This is a genomic window from Serratia sp. 3ACOL1 (assembly GCF_003668775.1).
In the GTDB taxonomy this organism is placed as follows: Bacteria; Pseudomonadota; Gammaproteobacteria; order Enterobacterales; family Enterobacteriaceae; genus Chania; species Chania fonticola.
Window position 1 is genome coordinate 5,682,528 of sequence record NZ_CP033055.1, and the last position, 20,464, is coordinate 5,702,991.

The 20,464-nt window shown below is 54.9% G+C and carries 13 protein-coding genes, 1 tRNA gene and 1 pseudogene; 11 read left to right on the forward strand and 4 right to left on the reverse strand.

Features of this window, described 5'->3' with window-relative positions; all coding sequences use genetic code 11:
- Positions 1–160: 160 nt before the first annotated feature.
- The gene (locus tag D9980_RS25760) at positions 161–934 is read left to right on the forward strand and encodes an endonuclease/exonuclease/phosphatase family protein (RefSeq protein ID WP_237734038.1); all 774 of its coding nucleotides are present in this window, start codon (positions 161–163) and stop codon (positions 932–934) included.
- 55 nt (positions 935–989) lie between these two features.
- Here the strand turns inward: D9980_RS25760 and mltD are convergent, their stop codons facing one another.
- Together mltD and gloB are read right to left on the reverse strand one after the other, a co-directional pair.
- Positions 990–2,363 carry a murein transglycosylase D gene (mltD, locus tag D9980_RS25765; protein ID WP_121608817.1) on the reverse strand — a complete coding sequence of 458 codons (1,374 nt, stop codon included), beginning with the start codon at positions 2,361–2,363 and terminating at the stop codon, positions 990–992.
- A 71-nt stretch (positions 2,364–2,434) separates the two neighbouring features.
- Positions 2,435–3,190: a hydroxyacylglutathione hydrolase gene (gloB, locus tag D9980_RS25770; protein ID WP_121608818.1), complete on the reverse strand. Its 756-nt coding sequence runs from the start codon at positions 3,188–3,190 to the stop codon at positions 2,435–2,437.
- A gap of 44 nt (positions 3,191–3,234) precedes the next feature.
- On the opposite strand from gloB, the gene D9980_RS25775 reads away from it, so the two are divergent.
- Complete coding sequence (locus D9980_RS25775) at positions 3,235–3,954, forward strand: class I SAM-dependent methyltransferase (RefSeq protein ID WP_121608819.1); 720 nt, start codon at positions 3,235–3,237, stop codon at positions 3,952–3,954.
- Here the strand turns inward: D9980_RS25775 and rnhA are convergent.
- Positions 3,951–4,537 (reverse strand): annotated as a pseudogene (gene rnhA, locus D9980_RS25780) (ribonuclease HI). The gene D9980_RS25775 and the pseudogene rnhA sit on opposite strands and share 4 nt — an antisense overlap.
- On the opposite strand from rnhA, the gene dnaQ reads away from it, so the two are divergent.
- The 3 genes from dnaQ (at position 4,491) to D9980_RS25795 (ending at position 7,104) form a co-directional block, all read left to right on the forward strand.
- Positions 4,491–5,237 carry a DNA polymerase III subunit epsilon gene (dnaQ, locus tag D9980_RS25785; RefSeq protein WP_121608820.1) on the forward strand — a complete coding sequence of 249 codons (747 nt, stop codon included), beginning with the start codon at positions 4,491–4,493 and terminating at the stop codon, positions 5,235–5,237. The pseudogene rnhA and the gene dnaQ sit on opposite strands and share 47 nt — an antisense overlap.
- 154 nt (positions 5,238–5,391) lie before the next feature.
- Positions 5,392–5,468: transfer RNA gene (locus tag D9980_RS25790), tRNA-Asp, on the forward strand.
- Between the two features lie 313 nt (positions 5,469–5,781).
- Entirely contained in the window at positions 5,782–7,104 is a 1,323-nt protein-coding gene (locus D9980_RS25795) for a condensation domain-containing protein (RefSeq protein WP_121608821.1), read from the forward strand.
- Between the two features lie 43 nt (positions 7,105–7,147).
- Here D9980_RS25795 and D9980_RS25800 read toward each other — a convergent pair whose 3' ends face one another.
- Positions 7,148–11,503 carry an amino acid adenylation domain-containing protein gene (locus D9980_RS25800; RefSeq protein ID WP_121608822.1) on the reverse strand — a complete coding sequence of 1,452 codons (4,356 nt, stop codon included), beginning with the start codon at positions 11,501–11,503 and terminating at the stop codon, positions 7,148–7,150.
- Positions 11,504–11,691: 188 nt separating this feature from the next.
- Here D9980_RS25800 and fepB point away from each other — a divergent pair, with 188 nt between their 5' ends.
- From fepB to D9980_RS25830, 6 genes are all read left to right on the forward strand, one after another.
- Positions 11,692–12,660, forward strand: coding sequence for a Fe2+-enterobactin ABC transporter substrate-binding protein (gene fepB, locus D9980_RS25805; RefSeq protein WP_121608823.1), 969 nt, complete (start codon positions 11,692–11,694; stop codon positions 12,658–12,660).
- A gap of 1 nt (position 12,661) precedes the next feature.
- Positions 12,662–13,657, forward strand: a complete 996-nt coding sequence (locus D9980_RS25810; RefSeq protein ID WP_121608824.1) for an iron ABC transporter permease — start codon at positions 12,662–12,664, stop codon at positions 13,655–13,657.
- Positions 13,654–14,640, forward strand: coding sequence for an iron chelate uptake ABC transporter family permease subunit (locus D9980_RS25815; protein WP_121608825.1), 987 nt, complete (start codon positions 13,654–13,656; stop codon positions 14,638–14,640). Before D9980_RS25810 ends, D9980_RS25815 begins: the two co-directional genes overlap by 4 nt.
- Positions 14,641–14,919: 279 nt before the next feature.
- Complete coding sequence (locus D9980_RS25820; protein WP_121608826.1) at positions 14,920–17,019, forward strand: TonB-dependent receptor; 2,100 nt, start codon at positions 14,920–14,922, stop codon at positions 17,017–17,019.
- A 52-nt stretch (positions 17,020–17,071) separates the two neighbouring features.
- The gene (locus D9980_RS25825) at positions 17,072–19,300 is read left to right on the forward strand and encodes a condensation domain-containing protein (RefSeq protein WP_121608827.1); all 2,229 of its coding nucleotides are present in this window, start codon (positions 17,072–17,074) and stop codon (positions 19,298–19,300) included.
- Positions 19,297–20,436, forward strand: a complete 1,140-nt coding sequence (locus D9980_RS25830; protein WP_121608828.1) for a YncE family protein — start codon at positions 19,297–19,299, stop codon at positions 20,434–20,436. Before D9980_RS25825 ends, D9980_RS25830 begins: the two co-directional genes overlap by 4 nt.
- Positions 20,437–20,464: the final 28 nt, after the last annotated feature.

Sequence of the window (20,464 nt, forward strand, 5' to 3'; positions counted from 1 at the left end):
AAATCGGCCCGCCTTGCCCCTATAACTGGATCTCTAAAAGCCATGTTGGCAGAGCCGCTCAGGCGTATACTCAATTTAGTCTTGGTAGCCATGTTGCTATCAACGTGATCTTCATCCGAACGGGAAATAGGCGAATAACGTGCCGAAACGAACTTATGCAATGAGGTATGTTGCGGGCCAGCCAGTTGAACGGATTTTCCCTGGTGCCATCAATCAGCCGCTACCGGCCGGGGCCGCCTTGCCTACGTCTGGCGCGCTGCGGGTAATGGTATGGAATATTTTCAAACAGCAGCGTGCCGATTGGCTTTCGGTATTGAAAGACTTCGGTAAAGATGCGCAGCTGGTGCTATTGCAGGAGGCGCAGACCACGCCGGAATTGGTCAGCTTTGCTACTTCTAACTATCTGGCTGCCGATCAGGTGCCCGCCTTTGTGTTGCCGCAACACCCTTCAGGTGTGATGACGCTGGCGGCGGCACATCCGGTGTATTGTTGCCCGCTGCGCGAACGGGAGCCGCTGCTGCGTTTGGCCAAGTCGGCGTTGATCACCGTCTACCCTTTATTAGATGGTCAGCTGTTGATGGTAGTGAATATCCACGCGGTGAACTTTAGCCTGGGAGTGGATGTTTACAGCAAACAGCTTGGCCCGATTGGTGAGCAGATAGCCCTGCATCGGGGGCCGGTGATCATGGCGGGGGATTTTAACGCCTGGAGTCGCAAGCGCATCAACGCGCTGTATCAATTTGCCAGTGATATGGCGTTGCACGAGGTCAATTTCGCCGACGATCATCGCCGTAAAGCCTTTGGCCGTCCGTTGGATTTTATCTTTTACCGCAACCTGGGCGTTACAGAGGCCTCGGTGCTGGTGACTCAGGCCTCAGACCACAATCCGCTGCTGGTGGAGTTCCATTCGCAAACCGATAAACCGGTCTGGTAGCGAAATTTGGCCAATAAAAAAGCATCCCGAGGGATGCTTTTTTTGTGGCGAAAACTTAGGTTTCCGGCGACGATTTGTTGCTGACAAACAGCGTCAGCTTCACACCAGGTTGCAAACTGCTGGCTTTGCCGATCGTTGAGTTCCAACGCATCACGTCGTTAATTTCGACGCCGTGACGACGTGCAATGCTGGATAGCGAATCACCTTTACGCACTTGGTAGGTGATGCTGCTGTTATCTCTGGCATTGCTGGCCACTTGCAGGGTTTGCCCAACTTTCAGCGTGCTCTTGGCACGCAAATTGTTCCAACTCTGCAAATCGCTGGTCTTAACGTTCAACCGTTTGGCGATGGTGGATAACGTATCGCCGGAGCGAACCTTATACGCACTTCCGCCTGATAGGCCGCTGTTCTTCGCCAACTGGGTGGTTGGTAATGTTGCAGCTATCTGTCCGTCGGCCAACGAGTCTTTCAACTGTGCGGCATTCTTTTTGGGAACCATGATGTAATGGGGCCCATTAGGTGCCGTAACGCCTTTCTTGTAGCCAGGGTTATAAGCCTTCATCTTGGTGAGAGAAAGCCCAGACATCTCTGCCGCCTGAGTCAGCTGGATCTGCTGACCGACATCAATACGCGCCAGTGCACGGGTTTCGTCAGTTTTTGGCAACTTGACGCCGTACTTTTTGCTGTGCTTGATGATATCGCTCAGTGCCAGCATTTTCGGGACATAGATTGACGTTTCACGCGGAAGCGACAATGCCCAGAACTCGGTGGACTTACCCTGACGTTTATTCGCCTTAACCGCCTGCATGACTCGGCCTTCACCACTGTTATACGCGGCGATGGTCAATAACCAGTCACCGTCAAACATGCGGTTCAAACGCTCCATCATGTTAAGCGCAGCAGTCGTCGAGGCCACAACATCACGGCGCCCGTCATACCACTGATTGTTTTTCAAACCATAATTGCGACCCGTTTGCGGCACGATCTGCCATAGCCCTGCGGCATTGGCACTTGACGTGGCGTGAGGGTCAAAAGCGCTCTCCACTATGGGTAGCAGTACCAGTTCCATCGGCATATTGCGTTTCTTAATCTGCCCGACTATCCAGTACATGTACGGCTCTGCCCGTAGTGTTACATCGTGGAGATAGCTCTTACTTTTTAAATATTTTCTTTTTTGTTCACGGATCCGGTCGTTTTCCGGAACCTCCATCTTCAGCTCGTCGCTAATGAAGTTCCACAGGTTCTGCTGAGCGGCGCTATTGTTACTGTCTAGCCACCGTGCCGAACTCGCTGTGTACTCTCCTGCTTCACTTTCTTGACCTGCCGAAGACAGACTCTGTGCATGTTGCTTTGGCGCCGATACATCCTGCCAGGATGACTGGCAACCAACCAACAAGACCGAGGCGAGAAGTATCGCTTTAGCCTTCATGTGTGTGTCAATATAGTTGCTTAAAAGACGAGCAAGGATACTTTGCTTCGCCAAAAAACACAACTAAAAGCTTAGAAGGCATCCTTGCGCAGGCGTAATTCGGAAAAAACCGAATGAAGCTGACTCGGCGGCGAATTAAAGCCTATTTCCTTTTGTAAATCAGTGTCATGGCAGCGTAAAAATAGATTAATTTTACGCTCTAATTGCAACGTTGTGGGCAGGCTGGGTACTCCTTTTGCCCTTGATTGCTCAATTTGTTGCTGATATGTTTCAATCTGGCGGTCTTGCGGTAAAATTGTCCTGGCAAACTTAAGGTTTGAGAGCGTGTACTCGTGTGCGCAACAAATTAGGGTTTCGTCGGGAAGTTGCGCGAGCCGTTGAAATGAGTGGTACATTTGCTCTGCCGTCCCTTCAAAAAGCCGTCCGCAGCCCGCAGAAAAAAGCGTATCTCCACAGAAAAGATAAGGTGCACTGTAGAATGCCACGTGACCCAGGGTATGCCCTGGAACCGCGATGGTGGTGTAGCTACGCCCGCCAATTTCCAGGATATCGCCATCCTGAACCAACCGATTTGCTCCCTTATTAGCGGTTTCCTGAGGGCCATACACCGGCAGATCCGGATATTGCGCAACGATTTCCGCAACGCCGCCGACGTGGTCGTGATGGTGGTGGGTCAATAATATGGCATCGGGGGTCAGTTGCCGTTGGGACAACGCCGATAATACCGGACCAGCTTCGCCGGGATCGACGATCACACAGCGCCCTTGCTGGTTAGCCAATAACCAAATGTAATTGTCCTGAAAAGCGGGAATGCTGATAAGATTCATGGAACACCTCTCGTTGGCAACGGCTTGAAAGAAGATACTAAACCATGAAACCAGCCCAGACTCTACAAAAGCTCACTAGCCCCTACTCCTGGGCCGGGTTGCCGTGGGGCGAATACTATCGTGAGGCGTTGGAGCGGGAGTTGCAGCCTTGGTGGCCCAAGATGTTTGGTTTCCATCTGTTGAAGATCGGCAATCTCAGCGCCGAGTTGGATAGCGAAAAGTGCGCCATCTCGCATCAGGTTAACGTGGGATTGGCCGGGGATAACCTGCATGTGCAGGCCGATCCTTATCAGTTGCCCTTTGCGGCCAAGTCCGTCGATGCCTGTCTATTGGCCCATACGCTCTCTTATGCCGATGACCCACACCGTTTGCTGCGTGAGGTGGATCGCGTCATGATTGACGATGGCTGGCTGGTGATCAGCAGTTTCAACCCTTTTAGCCTGCTAGGTTTGGGGAAGCTGATCCCCAGGTTGCGCAAACGCCAGCCTTACGTCAGCCGGATGTTTACCCAGATGCGCCTGCTGGACTGGCTCAGCCTTCTCAATTATGAGGTGTTGGATCAGACGCGCTTCCACGTGTTGCCTTGGCAGCGCAAAGGAGGGACTTTCTTGAGTACGCATTTACCGGCGCTTGGCTGTATGAGCGTGATTGTAGCCCGCAAGCGAACCTTGCCGCTGACGCCAACGCCGATGAAAGTGGGGGCGAGAAAACACTCTCTCAGCCGCGCAGTGGGCGCGACCAAGAGTTATCGCAAACTGCCTTAAGCTTCGGGTTTGTAGCCAACGTCGTCCTGCGTCGGGCTGCCAGCTGCATCGCGTGCCAGCACGTCGCAACGTTCGTTTTCCGGGTGCCCGGCATGGCCTTTGACCCATTCCCAACGGATGGTGTGGCGGGCAATCGCCAGATCCAGGCGCTGCCAAAGATCGACGTTCTTCACCGGTTTTTTGTCGGCAGTTTTCCAGCCGCGCTTTTTCCAGTTGTGGATCCAACTGGTGATCCCTTGGCGTACGTATTGGCTATCGGTGCTCAGCACCACTTCGCAGGGGGTGGTCAAGGCTTCGAGCGCCACAATGGCGGCCATCAGCTCCATGCGGTTATTGGTCGTCAGGTAATAACCCGCGCTGAACAGTTTCTCGTGCTGTTTATAACGCAAAATTGCGCCGTAACCGCCGGGGCCTGGATTACCAAGGCAAGAGCCGTCGGTGAAAATTTCTACCTGTTTAAGCATCTCTGGTAGACTCTTCCTATCAGTTTTATAAAAACCAAGTCTGACATAAACCAGCGCCATGAGCACAGCATTATGATCTCTACACCAACCAGACAGATCGTTCTCGATACCGAAACCACCGGTATGAACAAGCTAGGGGTTCACTACGAAGGTCACCGTATCATTGAGATCGGGGCCGTTGAGGTGATCAACCGTCGCCTGACCGGGCGCCATTTCCACGTTTACGTCAAGCCGGATCGGCTGGTGGATCCGGAAGCTTACGGCGTACACGGTATCAGCGATGAGTTCCTGGCGGATAAGCCTACTTTCGATCAGATCGCCGCTGAATTTATCGACTTTATCCGTGGTGGCGAGTTAGTCATTCATAACGCAGCGTTCGATATCGGCTTTATGGATCACGAGTTCCGCATGTTGCAGCGAGATATCCCGAAGACGGATACTTTCTGCACCATCACCGACAGCCTGTTGATGGCGCGCCGCCTGTTTCCAGGCAAGCGTAACAACCTCGATGCGCTGTGCAACCGCTATGAGATAGACAACACCAAGCGAACGCTGCACGGCGCTTTGCTCGATGCCGAGATCCTGGCGGAAGTCTATCTGGCGATGACCGGTGGCCAGACCTCGATGGCTTTCCAGATGGAAGGGGACACCCAGCAGACGGATTCAGCCCAGGATATCCAACGCATCCAACGCCCGGCTACGGCGATGAAAGTGATCTATGCCAGTGACGCAGAATTGCAGGCTCACGAATCACGTCTGGATCTGGTGCAAAAGAAGGGTGGTAGCTGCCTGTGGCGTGGTGGCGCACCAGCCGAATAACAGCCTGTCAGGGTAGAAATGACGCTTAAGCGGCATAATCAACGCGTGTTCGTTGAAAAACTGTGCAAACGACTCTTTTTATAAGAAAAGACGTTGACGGAATGGCGAGGCAACCGTAATATTCGGCTCGTTCCCCCGCAAGAGGGAACGTTGCGGAGCGGTAGTTCAGTTGGTTAGAATACCTGCCTGTCACGCAGGGGGTCGCGGGTTCGAGCCCCGTCCGTTCCGCCAACATTCAGAAGCCCTGAGTTAGCAATAACTCAGGGCTTCGTCTTTTCTATCGTGCCGTCTTCACACCTTCCTCCCCCGTTGGCTTTTGCTGAAAATACCGCAAAGATATTTCATTTTTTATTGATAATGATTACTATTTCCATTAATGGATGGGCTACTCATCCTGTCAGATCGAGCAAACACTTCTTTTTATTTTCAGTGCTGAGCATGTCGTGAGCTACACATCGTTCTCTGGGATGAAGCAGGGCGTTCACCCGGTGGTGAATAAAACGTCGCTGTTTCACAACACTGAAAAACTGAAAAGGGATGGAACATGTTGGAAACTGTTCAGTCAGTCCGTTGGTTGCCGCTGACACCGGCACAGTTTGATTTTTGGGAGGAGTTTAGCTTTCACCCGCATCAGCCCGTCTCTACCGTCGCCCACCGCATTACGCTACGCGGCGAGATTGATGAACCGGGGCTGTTAGCGGCGTTGGAGCAGGTTGTTGCTGAAACCGATGTTTTTACCATCCAGTTTCAACTGCCTGACAATGACGATCTACCGCTACAGCGCTGCAATCCCCAACTGCGTCCTCGGGTACGCCTGATTGAGTTACAACAGACCGACGTTGCCGAGTCGATGATGCAGGTCGACATCGAGCGTCAGCTCAATTTACTGAGTCAGCCGCTGGCGGTCGTCTGGTTGATCCGCTTTTCGCCTACGCATTACACCGTTTATATCCGGGCACATCACATTATTATTGATGGTTTCGGCATGGCGCTGATCGAACATCGTCTCGCTGAGCTTTATCGTGCCCGTCTGCAAAAAACCATCGCTAGCCAACCTTTCCACGCGTTTTATGATTTTCTGGCTGAAGAGCAGCACTACGCCAGTAGCGAAAAATCGCGGCAGGACGCCGAGTATTGGCGCCGGTATGTTACCGATGCGCCTTCGCTCCCGGTTCTGCAGAAGGGAGGGGAGGACTACGGTGCGGAGTGTCTACACAGCGAAGCGGTACTACCTGAACACTTTAGCCAGCAGTTGAGCGCCTTTTCCGAGCGCTGCGGTACAGGCTGGCCGGATTTGCTACTGGCACTTTCTGCTGCCTGGCTGACGTTTCGGCTTTATGGGGAGAACAAGGCTGAGGTACAGCCAATCTGGGTGCCCGTCATGAATCGCCGTGGCATGGTGGCCGCCAGCGTCCCGGCGTTGGCGGTGAATATTCTGCCGCTGTTTATTCAGGTCGAACCACAGGAGAAGGTGGTGGACTACGTCAAACGCACCGCGAAAACGTTGCGCGACCTGCGTGCTCACGGGCGTTATCGCATTGAGACCCTGGCCGCCGATCAAGGGTTGGGAAAAGGAACGCGTTACTTTTTCTCACCGTTGATCAACGTGCTTCCCTTCGATCCCCCGCTGTTTGCAGGCTGTGAAGCAGAGCGCGATGTTATGGCGAGCGGTCCAGGGGATGGTTTTAACATTACCTGGCGTGGCCGAACGGATGCTAGCGAACTGCATATCGATATCGACGCCGATCCTGCGATGTATGCTTCCCTGAACGTCGAGGAGATGTTCACACATCTGCACAGCTTCCTGAGTAGGGCGATGATGCCCGAAGCGGGGCAGCAGCCGGTTTACCAACTGCTGAACCAGTAAGATCTTCCGCCAACGGGCTGGCTCGCTGGCGGAGATTGGCTTTTTATTGCAGCAGAGAGCAAACCTCTTCGGCGTTTTTGCACTTAATCAAGGCCGCTGCTGGCAGTGAAACGCCGAGTTCCACGCTGATCCTCTCCCTCAGCGCTGGCATATGGCTGAGTTTCAGCCCCATGGCAAGAAACGGGGTCTGCGGATGCCATTCAGGCCGCAGTGGCTGACCCATCACGGCACAATAGATTGCCAGCACCGTTTGCTGGGGTGTCGCCGGAGCGGCGAGCGTTGCCGAATGAGATTGCTCCAGTTCGCTACGCAGCGCATGGCGATCGACTTTGCCATTTGCCGAGAGGGGAAAGCGGGTTTGCACAATGAAGCGGCCAGGGATGTGAGTACAGGGCAAATAGCGCTGCGCGAAGATGCGTAGCTCCGACATGCTCGGTGGGACTTGATTAGCTGCCAGATAGACCGCACCCAGCGACTTTTCTGGCGTATCGTCCACCGCGTAATCGAGCACCACAATATCCTCGATGGCTGGATGCTGGCGCAACGCCTCCTCGATTTCCGGCAGTGAAACCCGTACGCCGCGAATTTTAACGTAGCCATTAATGCGGTTGGCAAACATGATGGCGCCGTCAGGCCGGTAATAGCCAATGTCCCCGGTACGGAACGTTCGCTCGCTAATGCCATCTGGAGTCAGCACGTCAACAAAGTCGTGCTGCACCAACGCCCCATTTTCCAGATAGCCACAGGCCAGATTGGCCCCTGCAGTGTGGATGCGTCCAGCGACGCCGCAAGGGCAATGTTCACCGCTGTCATGACAGATAAAATACTGAGTACCCGCCAGCGGCTTACCATAGGGAATTTGCTCCGTATCGCTAGCGGTGATCTCGTGCCAGATGCTCCAGATCGTCGTTTCCGTCGGGCCGCCGAGTGAAATCAGCCGCAAATGGGGATGCCTAGAACGCAGTAACCGGATGGTGGCGGGCTTAATGTAATCGCCGCCCTGGGCTACTAGCCGCAGGGAGGAGAGTTGGTCTGGCGTTGCGCAGTCCAGCAGCATTTCCAGGATCGCTGGCACAGAGCACCACAGTGTGATCCGGTGTTGTGCCACCAGGCGGCCCCAACTGATGGCGTCTTTTTCCTCATGCCTGGCTGGCAGCACCAGCGTTGCGCCCACGCTGAGTGAGGCAAACACATCAAACACTGACATATCGTGGTGCAGCGGCGTCACCGAGATAAAGACATCTCGTTCGGTGATCTGCCAGTGAGCGAGGGTTTGCCCAAGCACGTTGGCCGTTGCCCGGTTATTCAGCACGACGCATTTCGGTTTGCCCGTGGTACCGGAGGTATAGAGATAATAGGCGGGTTGGGTGCTGTCGCTTTGAGCGTCAAACCGAGGTGGGTGGACGTTGGCGGATTTGAGCGCATCAGGCGTGACTGAGCCTGGGATTGCGGCGTCTTCATCGCATATCACCAGCTTGGGTTGGCAATTTTCCAGTAAATACGCCGTTCGTTCTGTAGGAGAATTAATATCTATCGGCACCCGGATAATCTCTAACAGGGAGCAGGCTAGCGAGATAGCGATATGCTCCAGGCTGCGTGGAAGATAAATTGCTACCACGCTCCCCGGCCCCAGCTGGCGTGCGAGCAGTCCGTTGGTCATGCTGGCGACGAGCTCACCCAGCGCCTGCCAGCGTAATTGTTGTTCGCCGCAGATCACGGCCACCCCATCACGAGTATTGGAAAACAGATTTTTTGCGATGCGGCCCAGAAAATCGTTGCTCACGGCGGCGCTGGCGGGAGTGTTAGCCTGGTAATGCGGATAATTCATCGTTTCGCGGACGGGGATATCCAGCGAACCTTGAGAGACTATATGCAGCATGCGCTGGTGGATTGCATTCAGCATGGCGCTGACCTGTTCGGGCGCGAGAGCCTGCTCAACATAGTCGGCAATCATCAGTAAATTGCGCTGTTCATCGTACATTAGGCGAATATCCAGCGCGACCTGCGGCGTTTGGGTCAGACCGCTTTCGGCACGGATTGGCGCGTTGGCCGGTAGCGTTTCCCAGCTCAGGCAGTTGGTCAGGATCACCGGCAGCGCGGGGGCACGCGCGGTTCGTGGTGACAGTTGGCGAGCCAGATCCACACCTGACCAGGCAAGGTTTTGCAATCCGCCAAGAATGTCTTCCTGCAGACGTTGGGCGCTGTCGACTAACGGCTGGTGATGACGGACGTAGTGAATGGCAATAAACGTCGAACGATTGGTGGGTTGCCCCTCTTTGGCTGGGAAGGCAACGGGAATGCCTACCGTGAGCGCTTCATCCTCCGACCAGAGCGCCAACGTGTCGAGCACGATAGCCGACAGAGTGGTGTTGGCAAACAGTCCCCGAGATGTGCCAAGGCGGGTGAGTTGCTTCAGATGGCTGGCATCCAGAATTTGTTGTTCACGCCGCCAGCGGGGTTGTACGATCTCGCCCAAAGGTTGCTGCCAGGGAAGCCGGGAAGGGGTAACCACCTGCGCCAGTTTGTCTTGCCACCAGGTTTTTGCCCGTTCCCGCTCTTTTTCATCTGCTTCGTTCGGTGCAGCGTCATGTTCAAGTACTGCAAGCGGCTGTTCATCAAATAGCCGGGCGATGATATGCGAGATCCCTTGGCCGTCGAGGATCAGCGCATCAAAGCTGGTGAAAATCTGGTACTCCGTTGCGCCAGGCAAGGTAATCAGAATGATCCGCCAGGGGGGCGACGACGGATCGTGGCGGATCTGTTGGTAATGCTGCCGCAGCTGTTGCACTTTCTTAGCCGCCTCTGCTTCACTGGCATCGCGCAGGTCGATCTCTTCCAGCTGAGGTTCCAGCTCAGGCAGAATGTGCTGCTGTTGTGTTTCCTCCTCGATCCAGGTGCGTAATGCGGCGAAGTGATTAACCAACTCTGCCAGCCGACGGCGGAAGTGCGCAGGATCGATGAGCCCCCTAAAGGTCCTGAAATCGTGCATGGCAACGCCACCGAGCGGCCATTGCTCGCTGCTTCCCAGCAGATAAGCCTGCTGGAGAGCCGTTAATGGTTTCCCCATTCGCTCCTCCTTTTGCCGTAATGCCGCTGGTGGTGTCAACCAGCCCGAAACGCTGTCATCAATGTGTTGCGGAGCCGCGGCCAGGCGTTCGACGAGCGTGTGAAAACGTGTAAAGAGCTGATGCAGTTGGCCGGGGGGAAACGCATCTTCACGCACATCCCAGTTGATCAGAATTCCATCGCCAATCCAGGCTACCTGCGCGTCCAACGCGACCTGCGGCCCCTGAGAGATGACCCACGCCAGTTCACCCAATTGCCCGCCGACCCGCTCGGAGAACAGCACGCCACCGGAGATACCGAACCCGGCGGTAAAGACGATGGGGGAGTATTGCAGCTGGCCCTTCAGGCGCGAAAGGTCGCGCATCACGCTCACCCCGGAATAGCCGCCGTGGCCAAGGATTTCGTGCAACTGCGTCATGGTGCGTTGGCAATAATGCAGCAGCGTTTCATCGGGGCGCAGCTCGGCGCTGAACAACAACAGATCGGAAAAATCACCGACGATGTCGTCACCGCCCGTAATATTGGGAGCGCGGAAAAAGGTCGGTACGTTGATACGCAACGCGGGCTGCCTGAAACCTTCCATCATTGTCAGGCTGAACAATGCAAGGAAAAGCGAGCTTAACGTCAGATGGTGATGACGCGCGCAGTGCTGCAAGGCATGGCTGATTTGGGGATTAAGCTGGATTGCCATTCTGCGGGTTTGACACTGCCTGTCCGTATAGGGAATGGCGGGAGCAGGGGGAATATCCGCTAAACGTTGCCGCCACCAGGCGCGGTCTCGTTCTCTGGCGCTAAGCAGCAGTGGATCGTGGGTACGCTTCGCCAGATAGCTAAACCAGGCGACCTCCATCACTGGGGTGCACTGCGGCGGTGGTTGTTGGTAGAAGCGGGCGAGATCTTCCATCACGATACGAAAGGAGAGGGCATCCGCGGCGATCATATCCAGATCGATATGCAGCCGGCTGGCCTGCCCTGGCAATATCGTCAGGCTGATTTCGCAAGGGTAGCCTTGATCGCGCAGCAACTGCTGGTTCTCCATGCGCCGCCGCTTGCCAGCCAGTAATCGTTGTACTTCGTCTGGTGGGTAATGACAAAAATCATCGATACCCAGTGGCGGATGACTGGCAACTACATGCTGTAGCCCCTCTGCGGTGACATGAAGACGCAGCATTGGGTGCGTGCGATAGAGTGCGTCCACAGCCTGCCGAAAGCGGGGGATATCGGTGATGGTGCCATCGAATTCTGCGTACAAATGCGCGGCAACACCGCCTAATGCCTGCGCAGAGTGCCTGCCTACCCATGAAGCTGCCTGCATTGGAGTCAATGATTTCATCGCATATCGTTCCTGATTGGCCAACGGAAGCCGCCTAAATATATAACAGAGCTTAATGCGAATGAAAATTATTCTTTTTTATGTTGTTGGCGATACATTGAGCAGGGTAAGGTTATGCGAGACACATAAGTTCACTCCGTGGCCACTGAGATGGCACCTCGGGGTTATGCACAGGGAGCAAGCAGAAGATGAGGTTGTTACCGGGTAAACGTCGTCATCCCGCATTGGGGTTTTTATTATTACTGGCCTTGCTGATGGGCAGCGGCCATGGTTTTGCGCAAGGTTGGCCCAGGGCGTTTCACAACGCGGATGGCTCCGTCACTCAAATCCCGGCCCCTCCGGGCCGTATTCTCTCTACCTCCGTCAGCGTCACCGGAACGCTACTGGCGATCGATGCTCCGGTTGTCGCCAGCGCGACGGCGGTAAACGGCCAGTTCTTTGGGCAATGGGTCAAGGTGGCCGAGCAGCGCCACATCGCTAAAGCCTGGCCCGCGGGCAGTGTCGATCTCGAACTGGCCTATGCCACGGCTCCCGATTTAATCGTCGTTTCAATCAATGGCGCAGACTCATCGCGCGCCTATTTGGCTGAGCTACGGGCTATTGCACCGGTCATTATCGTGAATTATGGCAACCAGACCTGGCAAGCTCTGGCCCGTGAGCTGGGAGCCGCACTGGGGCTTGAGGCGCAGGTTGAACGGCGGATCGGCGGTTTTGACGCGCTGCTGACCAACGCCCGCCAGCAAATCCATCTGCCTGACGGACAAGCCAATATTATCAATTTTAACGGCCCGGGAACGGTCAATCCCGTGGCGACACCGGCCAGTGTGCACGCCCGTTTACTTGAGTCGTTAGGGTTTTCGATCGAAGCGCCAAACCCGGCCTGGCAGAGCAATCTCACCCGCTCCGGCGACTTTATCTGGGCTGAATATGAGAATCTGACGCAGTTAACGGCGGGCACCACGTTTCTGTTGAGCGCAGGCGACGTCAGGATAAACGAATTTCTGCATGACCCGCTGCTTCAGCGCTTGCCTTCGGTACAACAACACCGGGTTTACAGCCTCGGCGCACATGCATTCCGGGTGGATTACTACAGCGCCAGTGAGATGGTGGCAGACATTGTCCGCCATTTTGCCGGTAGCCCAACGCAGGAGCAGTGAAATGTGTGCTTGGCGACAGGCTGGCCTGGTCTCTGGGCTGGTTTTACTGCTGGTTCTCAGTTGCTTTAGCCTCTATTTCGGTGCTCGCCCCATTCCGCCTGCGGTGATTTGGCAGGCGCTCACGCAGTTTGATCCGCACAATAGTGAGCATTTACTGGTCTGCTATCTACGGCTGCCGCGCACCTTATTGGCGGTGGTGGTTGGAGCGGCACTTGGCGCGGCTGGCGTCATCATGCAGACGCTCACCCGTAATCCTCTGGCAGATCCCGGCTTGCTCGGTGTGAATGCCGGTGCCACATTGGCGATCGTCCTGTCGATCGCGCTGTTTGATGTGACGAATGTCTTTAGCACTATGTGGTTTGGCGTGGCCGGTGCGGCGATAGTCAGCGTTGCGGTATTGCTGGTTGGCGGCATTGATGGCAATAACCCGGTAAGGATTGTGCTGGCCGGGGCCGCGCTGACCATTGTGCTGCTTAGCCTGACTCAGCTCGTCATCATCAACAGTGAACCAGAAGCGTTCGATCGTTTCCGGCACTGGGTGATTGGATCGTTACAGGGAAGAGGGTTCGAGGTACTGCTCCCGGTTGCCATGCTGGTGGGCGTGGGGCTGTTGCTGGCGCTAGCCAGCAGCAAAATGCTGGATATTGCGGCACTCGGCTCAGATGCCGGCCAGGCGCTCGGCGTTAGTCCGCGCTGGCTGGTGGTCATGTCCGCGCTGATTATCGTGATATTGGCGGGGGCAGCCACGGCGGCGGCTGGGCCAATCGTTTTTGTTGGCCTGACCGCACCGCATTTTGCCCGTGCCGTTGCCGGATTACAGCATCGAGCGCTATTGCCCTGGGCCATGCTGTTTTCCGCCATGCTGGTGCTGTTGGCCGATATTCTGGGGCGCATCGTTGGCTATCCCGGTGAAGTCAGCGTTGGCGTCATGGTGGCGCTGATCGGTGGCCCCTGCTTCGTGCTGCTGGTGAAGCGTTGGCAGGGGGAACGGGTATGAGCGTCAACCGGACGGTGCTGGTATGTCTGGCTTTGGCCTCTTTGCTGCTGGTTGCTGCCGCTTTCGCTCTGACGGTGGGGCGCTTTACGTTGCCGGTATCGAGCGTGCTGCAAGCCATCGCAGGGGAAGGAAATCCCATGGCGCAGCAAATTGTCAGGGCGATCCGCCTGCCGCGCGTATTGACGGCGGTTTTAGTAGGGTGCGCCTTGGGCATCTCCGGGGCGATTTTTCAGTCCGTATCGCGCAATGCGCTCGGATCGCCAGACGTCATTGGCTTCACCACCGGTGCGGCAACCGGTGCGATTGTGCAGATTGTCCTGTTCAACGGTAACACCGTGGCGATCGTGCTGTCGGCCATGGGCGGGGGGTTGGCGACGTCGTTGCTGGTCTACTGGCTAGCCCATCATCACGGCGTGGTGAAGGGATACCGCCTGATCTTGATGGGCATTGGTGTCGGTGCGGTCCTCAGTGCCCTCAATGGGTTGCTGCTGGTTAAAGGCGATATTGATAACGCCGTGATGGCCACTTTATGGCTGGCGGGAACCACACAGGGCCGAAACTGGCTGCACGTTATCCCGGTGGCCGCCAGCATTGCGTTGTTATTGCCGGTGGTGCTGATATGTGCCAGAGGATTGAACATCATGACCATGGGGGATGAGGTAGCCCACCAGTTGGGTGTCCGTGTCGATCTCACCCGCAAGATTATGACGTTTTGCGGCGTGATTTTGGCTGCGGTGGCAACCAGCGCGGCGGGGCCGATTGCCTTTATCGCGCTTATGGCACCACAGCTGGCAATACGCCTGACACGCAATTCAAACCTGCCGGTGGTCAGTGCGGGTCTGGTGGGCGGCTGCCTGTTGTTAGGGGCCGATATGGTCGCCCAGATACAGCCATCAGGGCTGATGATGCCGGTAGGATTAATGACGGGGATGATAGGTGGCGGGTACTTGCTGGCTCTGTTACTGCGTGGCGGCTGTCGCTAAGGCTAAGGGAGGGGTGTCGCAAATATGATCAAATTGATTTGCATTCAAGATTGTAAATGATTATCGTTTGTGATTATTGACTTGCTTGTCTCTTGGTCGATGTACCTAGGGAAACTCTAAATAATAGCTGTGCCTAATTTTGGGTGTTGCGGTAATAAACGCAGTTATTAAGTGGATGACTAATAATAAGGTCGTAAAGACCAGTTACTAAGCAGTGTGTTCTTTGTCGCTCAGTTGAAAAGCTAAAAATTTAGTGTGCATTTGGCAAAGGAGAGATCAATGAGCGAATTAAAGGGTGATAAAAAACGCCCGGTTTCATTATGTAACAGGCCCCAGCGTATTTCTGAAAAATATCATATGCCCTCCGTTATACTGGGGTTATGTGTTTTCGCCGCAGCGGATGCCATTGCTGCCGATGATGCCCCAATACGTAATGAGAATAACGAGCCTGATACCATTATTGTTACCGGGGAAAAAGTAAGGCGTACTATTTACGATACCGGATCCAGTATTGAGGTGTTTGACGATGCGCGCATCGATTCACTGCCCGGTGCAACGCAGGTATCCGATTTATTAAAAATGACGGCCAACGTCCTGGATACGGGCATTGGTAACGATATTCCAACCATTCGCGGCATTGATGGCTCAGGGCCCGCCACGGGTGCCAACGCCTTCCTCAGCGGTACCCGGCCACGCATGAACCTCTCGCTTGATGGGCGTTCTTTAACCTACAACGAACTGGCCGTCGGGCCGCAATCCCTGTGGGATATGCAACGGGTCGAAGTCTACCGAGGGCCGCAAAACTACATTCAGGGGCGTAATGCGATTGCCGGTGCGGTGGTTATGAGCAGCAAGGACCCGACGTTTGACTGGACTTCGGCGGTCAGGGCCGGGGGCGGAAATCAGGATTCCACCCAGGCTTCTGCCATGTTATCGGGGCCGATTGTTGAGGACCAATTGGCATTTCGTCTAAGTGCCGACCGCCAGCGGCGGGAGAGTTTTGTCGATCTGATCTCCTACGAGCCGGTGGGTAATCCGCGTGAAATCGAAGTGACCAACATCCGTGGGAAGCTGTTGTTTAACCCGGCCGGGCTACGCGATCTCACCACTAAACTTTCGATAAATCATTATGAAAGCCAGGCACCGCAGAATGAAGCACTAAGCCCGGCCGACCACGCCAGCTCCCGTTTTGACCAGCGTCGCCCAGTCGTTGAGACCAAATCCACCAGTGGTATTTGGGATATTGCCTGGGAGCCGTCGGAGCAGTTAAGCGTCCAGAACAAGTTTATTTATACCGATTTTAGTAACCATCGCCGTACCGCAGAAGCGCTGCCGTGGGCCGACATTGAAGGGAAAGAGTTCCAAATGGAGCCGCTGGTGCTTTTCGGCACACCAAACGATCGCTGGCGTGGCCTGGCTGGTGCGCGTTACTTCCATGCGTCGCAGGATGAGTTCGTGAACCTGTTCCCTGGCGGTAGCCCGTTCAAGGATAAAACAGATACCTACGCTGCTTTTGGCGAATTGACCTGGGCCGTGTTGCCACATATCGATATTACCGCCGCCAGCCGGGTGGAAAGAGAGCACCGTCAACGTAAGGGCGGCAAGGCGCGTAAGGTCGATTTTGATCAAACCTGGGATGTGTTCCTGCCCAAGCTGGATGTCGCGTGGAAGCCTTCATCGCGGCAAACCTTTGGTGCCAAGGTGGCTCGCGGCTACAACGGCGGTGGCGCTGGGATGACGTTTTCCGCCCCTTTGATCAACTATACCTACGATCCTGAATATGTCTGGAACTATGAGCTGTATAGCCGCCATGGTATTGAAGATCTTAATCTCGAGGTGATCACCAACCTGTTTTATAACGACTATAAAGACATGCAACTGCCGTATTATCTGGATTCCAATATGAACTCAATGATGATCCGCAATGCAGATAAGGTCGAAACCTATGGCGCTGAACTTGGGGCTATCTGGAAACCGACGGGGAATTTTGAGCTAAATAGCTCAGTAGGGTTATTAAAAACCAAAATCAAGAAATTCTCCGACAGCAGAATTGATGGCCATGAATTACCACGCGCTCCGGCAGTCACCGCCAATATGGGGGCGAAATATAATCTTATGCCAGGGTTGGAGTTAAGCGGTAATGTGACGCTTTCCGATACCTATTATTCCCAGTACGACAACGATCAACGCGGGAAAATCCCTTCCAGAGTGATTGCCAATATGCAGTTGGCTTACACCTTCAAGCAGGGGCGCGTCAGCGTGTTTGCACAAAACCTGTTTGATTCTGATAAACGCATCATGGTGATGAATAACGACGTTTCTACCGCGGTTATTCAGCGGCCACGCCTGGTGGGTGCCGTCGTCCAACTGGATTTCTAAGGTCATCTATCGCCAATGAAAGGCGCAGCAGGTTTTTGCCTGGGAGGGAAATGTGAACACTAGTTTTAGCGAGTTCAGCGGTGAAGAAGAAGCCGCCAGCGAGTTTGAGCAGCAGGCCTGGTTCGAACACCAGCAACAGCTACATGGGGAAGGCCAACAGGTGTTGGCCTGGCAGTTAACCGGTGCCGTGGATTATGGCCGCTTGGTCAACGTACTGGAACAAGCCCAACGGCAGTGGCCAGGTATGAACGCCCGTTACGTTTATGGTGAGCGCGGGCTGATGCGCAGTGACAATTCATGTTCACCGCCAGCGGTGACCATCCAGACGATCCGCCATCCCCAGGAAGCTATTGATGCCCTGTTAAGTGCCAAAGCGATACCTTTTGACCTGGAGCAGTCTCCGCCGCTGCGCTTTATGCTGTTTTCCGGCGACAGAGACGGCATTCTGGGGATGGTAGTGCATCGTATTCTGTCAGCATCGCTGGATTGGCGAGATATACCGCACAAGGTCAGAGCACTGTATCAGCAGCAAGTTCCTCCGCACTCCTCTGAGCCATTCATTATGGAGCTCTTGCCGCAGCCGGATTGTGCCGCTCGGCAGAGCTCGGTTGAGGTCTTTGCGCAGGCAGTGGCTTCCCCTGTCACACCGGGAACTGATGCGGCGATACGGCAACATATCCTTCAAGCCTTTCGCGAGGCGCTCGCTGTGCCCACTATGGGGGAACATGACGATTTCTTCGATTTCGGCGGGCACTCGCTGATTGCCACACGCATTATTGGCCGCTTGAAGAGCCAGCAGCATCTTGAGATCAATATCAACGATCTCTTCAGCTATCCCAGCGCGGCTCAACTGGCGCGCTATGCCTACATCGCTAATAACGTGGCCGCTTCGCCGGGTAAGCAAGCGGAGAGTTTGGCATTGCTGAGTCCGCAGGCTCCTTTATCGCTGGCGCAACGGTCATTGTGGAAAATCTATCAGGCGCTAGGCTGCGGCGAAGCCTTCAATATTCCCTTTGCGCTGCGCTTTCTCGACCCGATTGATGAAGGGCTGTTCTTCCAGGCTTTCCAGGATATTTTGCTGCGTCATCCGGCTCTGCGCACCCTGTTTGTCGACATTTCCGGCGAGGTTTATCAGCAGATCGTTCCACCGGAGATGCTCTCTCAGTACGAATGGTTCTGGCATTCGCAGTCTCAGGATATACCGCTGGATCAGGCGCTACAGCGCGCAGCCAGCCACCACTTTGAGCTAGATGATGAGTTACCGGTACGCATCACCTTCCTACGGGATGAGGAAAATGGCCAACAGGTGGTTTCGCTACTGTTCCACCATATTGTGCTGGACGAGTGGTCGGTGAATATCCTGATGGATGAATTGGCCCTGGCGATGGCAAGCCGTTCCGCCGGATCGGCACCGGAGTGGCAGCAGACACCCCCGCCGTTCCACGCGTTCGCAATCCAACAGCAACAGGCCGGGGTTAACGATCGACATCTGCGGTTCTGGCTGGAACGTTTGCACCCAGCACCGTCTTCGGCGTCGATTTTCGCCAGCGAAGTGCAACAGGCCGATGCGGCTTCTCACTCTGGCAACTGGGTTGAGTTCAAGCTGGAGCAGGCTGTCTCCACTGGGCTTTATCGTCTGGCGAAACAGCAGGGCGCCTCACTGTTTAACGTGGTATACAGCGGAATTGCTGCGGCGCTCCATCTGCTTGGTGGTGCGAAAGATCTGGTCATTGGCACCTCGGCCTCTGGGCGTAACGACGCGCAATTTTTCGATACCATCGGTTACTTCACCACCGTTGTCGCCCATCGGATCGGTTTTACTGATGACACTACGCTGAACGCGCTGATCGATGACGTGAAACGGCAGATAAATGATTCACTGCCTTTTAGCGACATCCCGATCGATCTGGTCGAAGAGGGGCTGTTTGGCGATCGCGCGTCACACGACAGCCATATGTTTGAGGTCTTCATTCAGCTTCATGCCAAAAATAAGCTTAACGGGGCGTTTAGCTTGGCCGATGGTCAGCAGATCCGCTTTCGCCAGATCGATCCCGAGAAAACGGAATCGGTGCTGGGGTTACAGTTTGAGGTGATGGAAGAGCAAATCGACGGCGAGCCTTCGGTGCGCGTCATGCTGAGCTATCGCACCGATCGCTATTCATGCGAGCAGGTACAGCAGATCGTCCAAACAACACGTCAGGTGTTTGCCGTTATGGCCGATTCCGTTGGTCAACCGGCGCTACGGCTTGATGCATTACGCCATAAAAGGAGTGTGTTATGAAGCAGGAGCCGTTGACCGATATTCAGCGCATCTATCCGGCCAAAACCTTGGTAGAGCTGGTTTACAGTGCCTCACAGCAGGCGCTGTTTGTCAGCTCTCCCGATTGGGAAGATGAGGGGCAATCCCGTGTACTGCGGATAAATCCGCAAACCCTGGCCGTTGAGGAGGAGATATCGTTACAGGTCAAAGGGTTTGGCGTGGCGCTGGACGATCGCCGTGGGCATCTTTATCTCTCACAGGGGTTTAACGGGACCGTCGCCGTAGTGGATATTGCCGCCAATCGGCCGATCGCCACCATTGCGTTGATGCAGGAGATTGCTTTCAAGCAACTGTACCAACGGGAGGGGATTGTCGGCGAGCGTCAGGCTTTTTTATTACGGGAATTGGAGCGCTTTGGCGTGAGCGAAGGCTTCCCATGGAAGCTGCGGGAGCTGGTTTTCGATCCCCGTAGTGAGCGTCTGTTCTTGCCGGGGTTGGGGCTGGGTATCGATAGCGTGCTGTTTGTGGTGGATACCCGCAAGCGTCAGCTAGAGAAGATTATTCACGGTTTCGGCTATAACGTGGTGGGGATCACGCTGGATGAAACGGGGCGCCGCGTCTTCGTATCTAACATGCAGGGCCAGCTGTTTGTGGTGGATCCAGACAGCTTGGCGGTTGTTTCCCAATGGGAGATCGAAGTCGATCAACTGCTTAATATGGTCTATGACCCACAGCAAAACCGGATCTTCGGTGTCGATCAGGGCATTGACCGCAGTGATTGGCGTAACAATCATCTGGAACGTGAATATGTTGCCCGTAGCACGGGTCATCAGGTCTTCGCTCTGAACGCCGACAATGGCGACGTTATTGCACGAATGGCAACGGATGAAGTACCGATCGGCCTGGCATGGGATGGCGAGCGGCAAAGGCTTTACGTCGCCAATCGCAAAGGAATTCGCGTGGATATTGGCGAGGGCACACTAACGGTATTTGATACAGCCCGCTATTGCCTGCTGCAGACCATACCTATGGCTCCGCATCCCAATAGTTTGGCGTTTGGTGAGGATAAGCAGTGCCTGTTTATCACCGTCAAAAATGATGAAACCATGATTAAGGCGGGGCTGCCGGAATGTGTTGCCCGTATGCAATTGCGGTAGTGGCCGCAGGTGAAGGGATAAGGGAGGT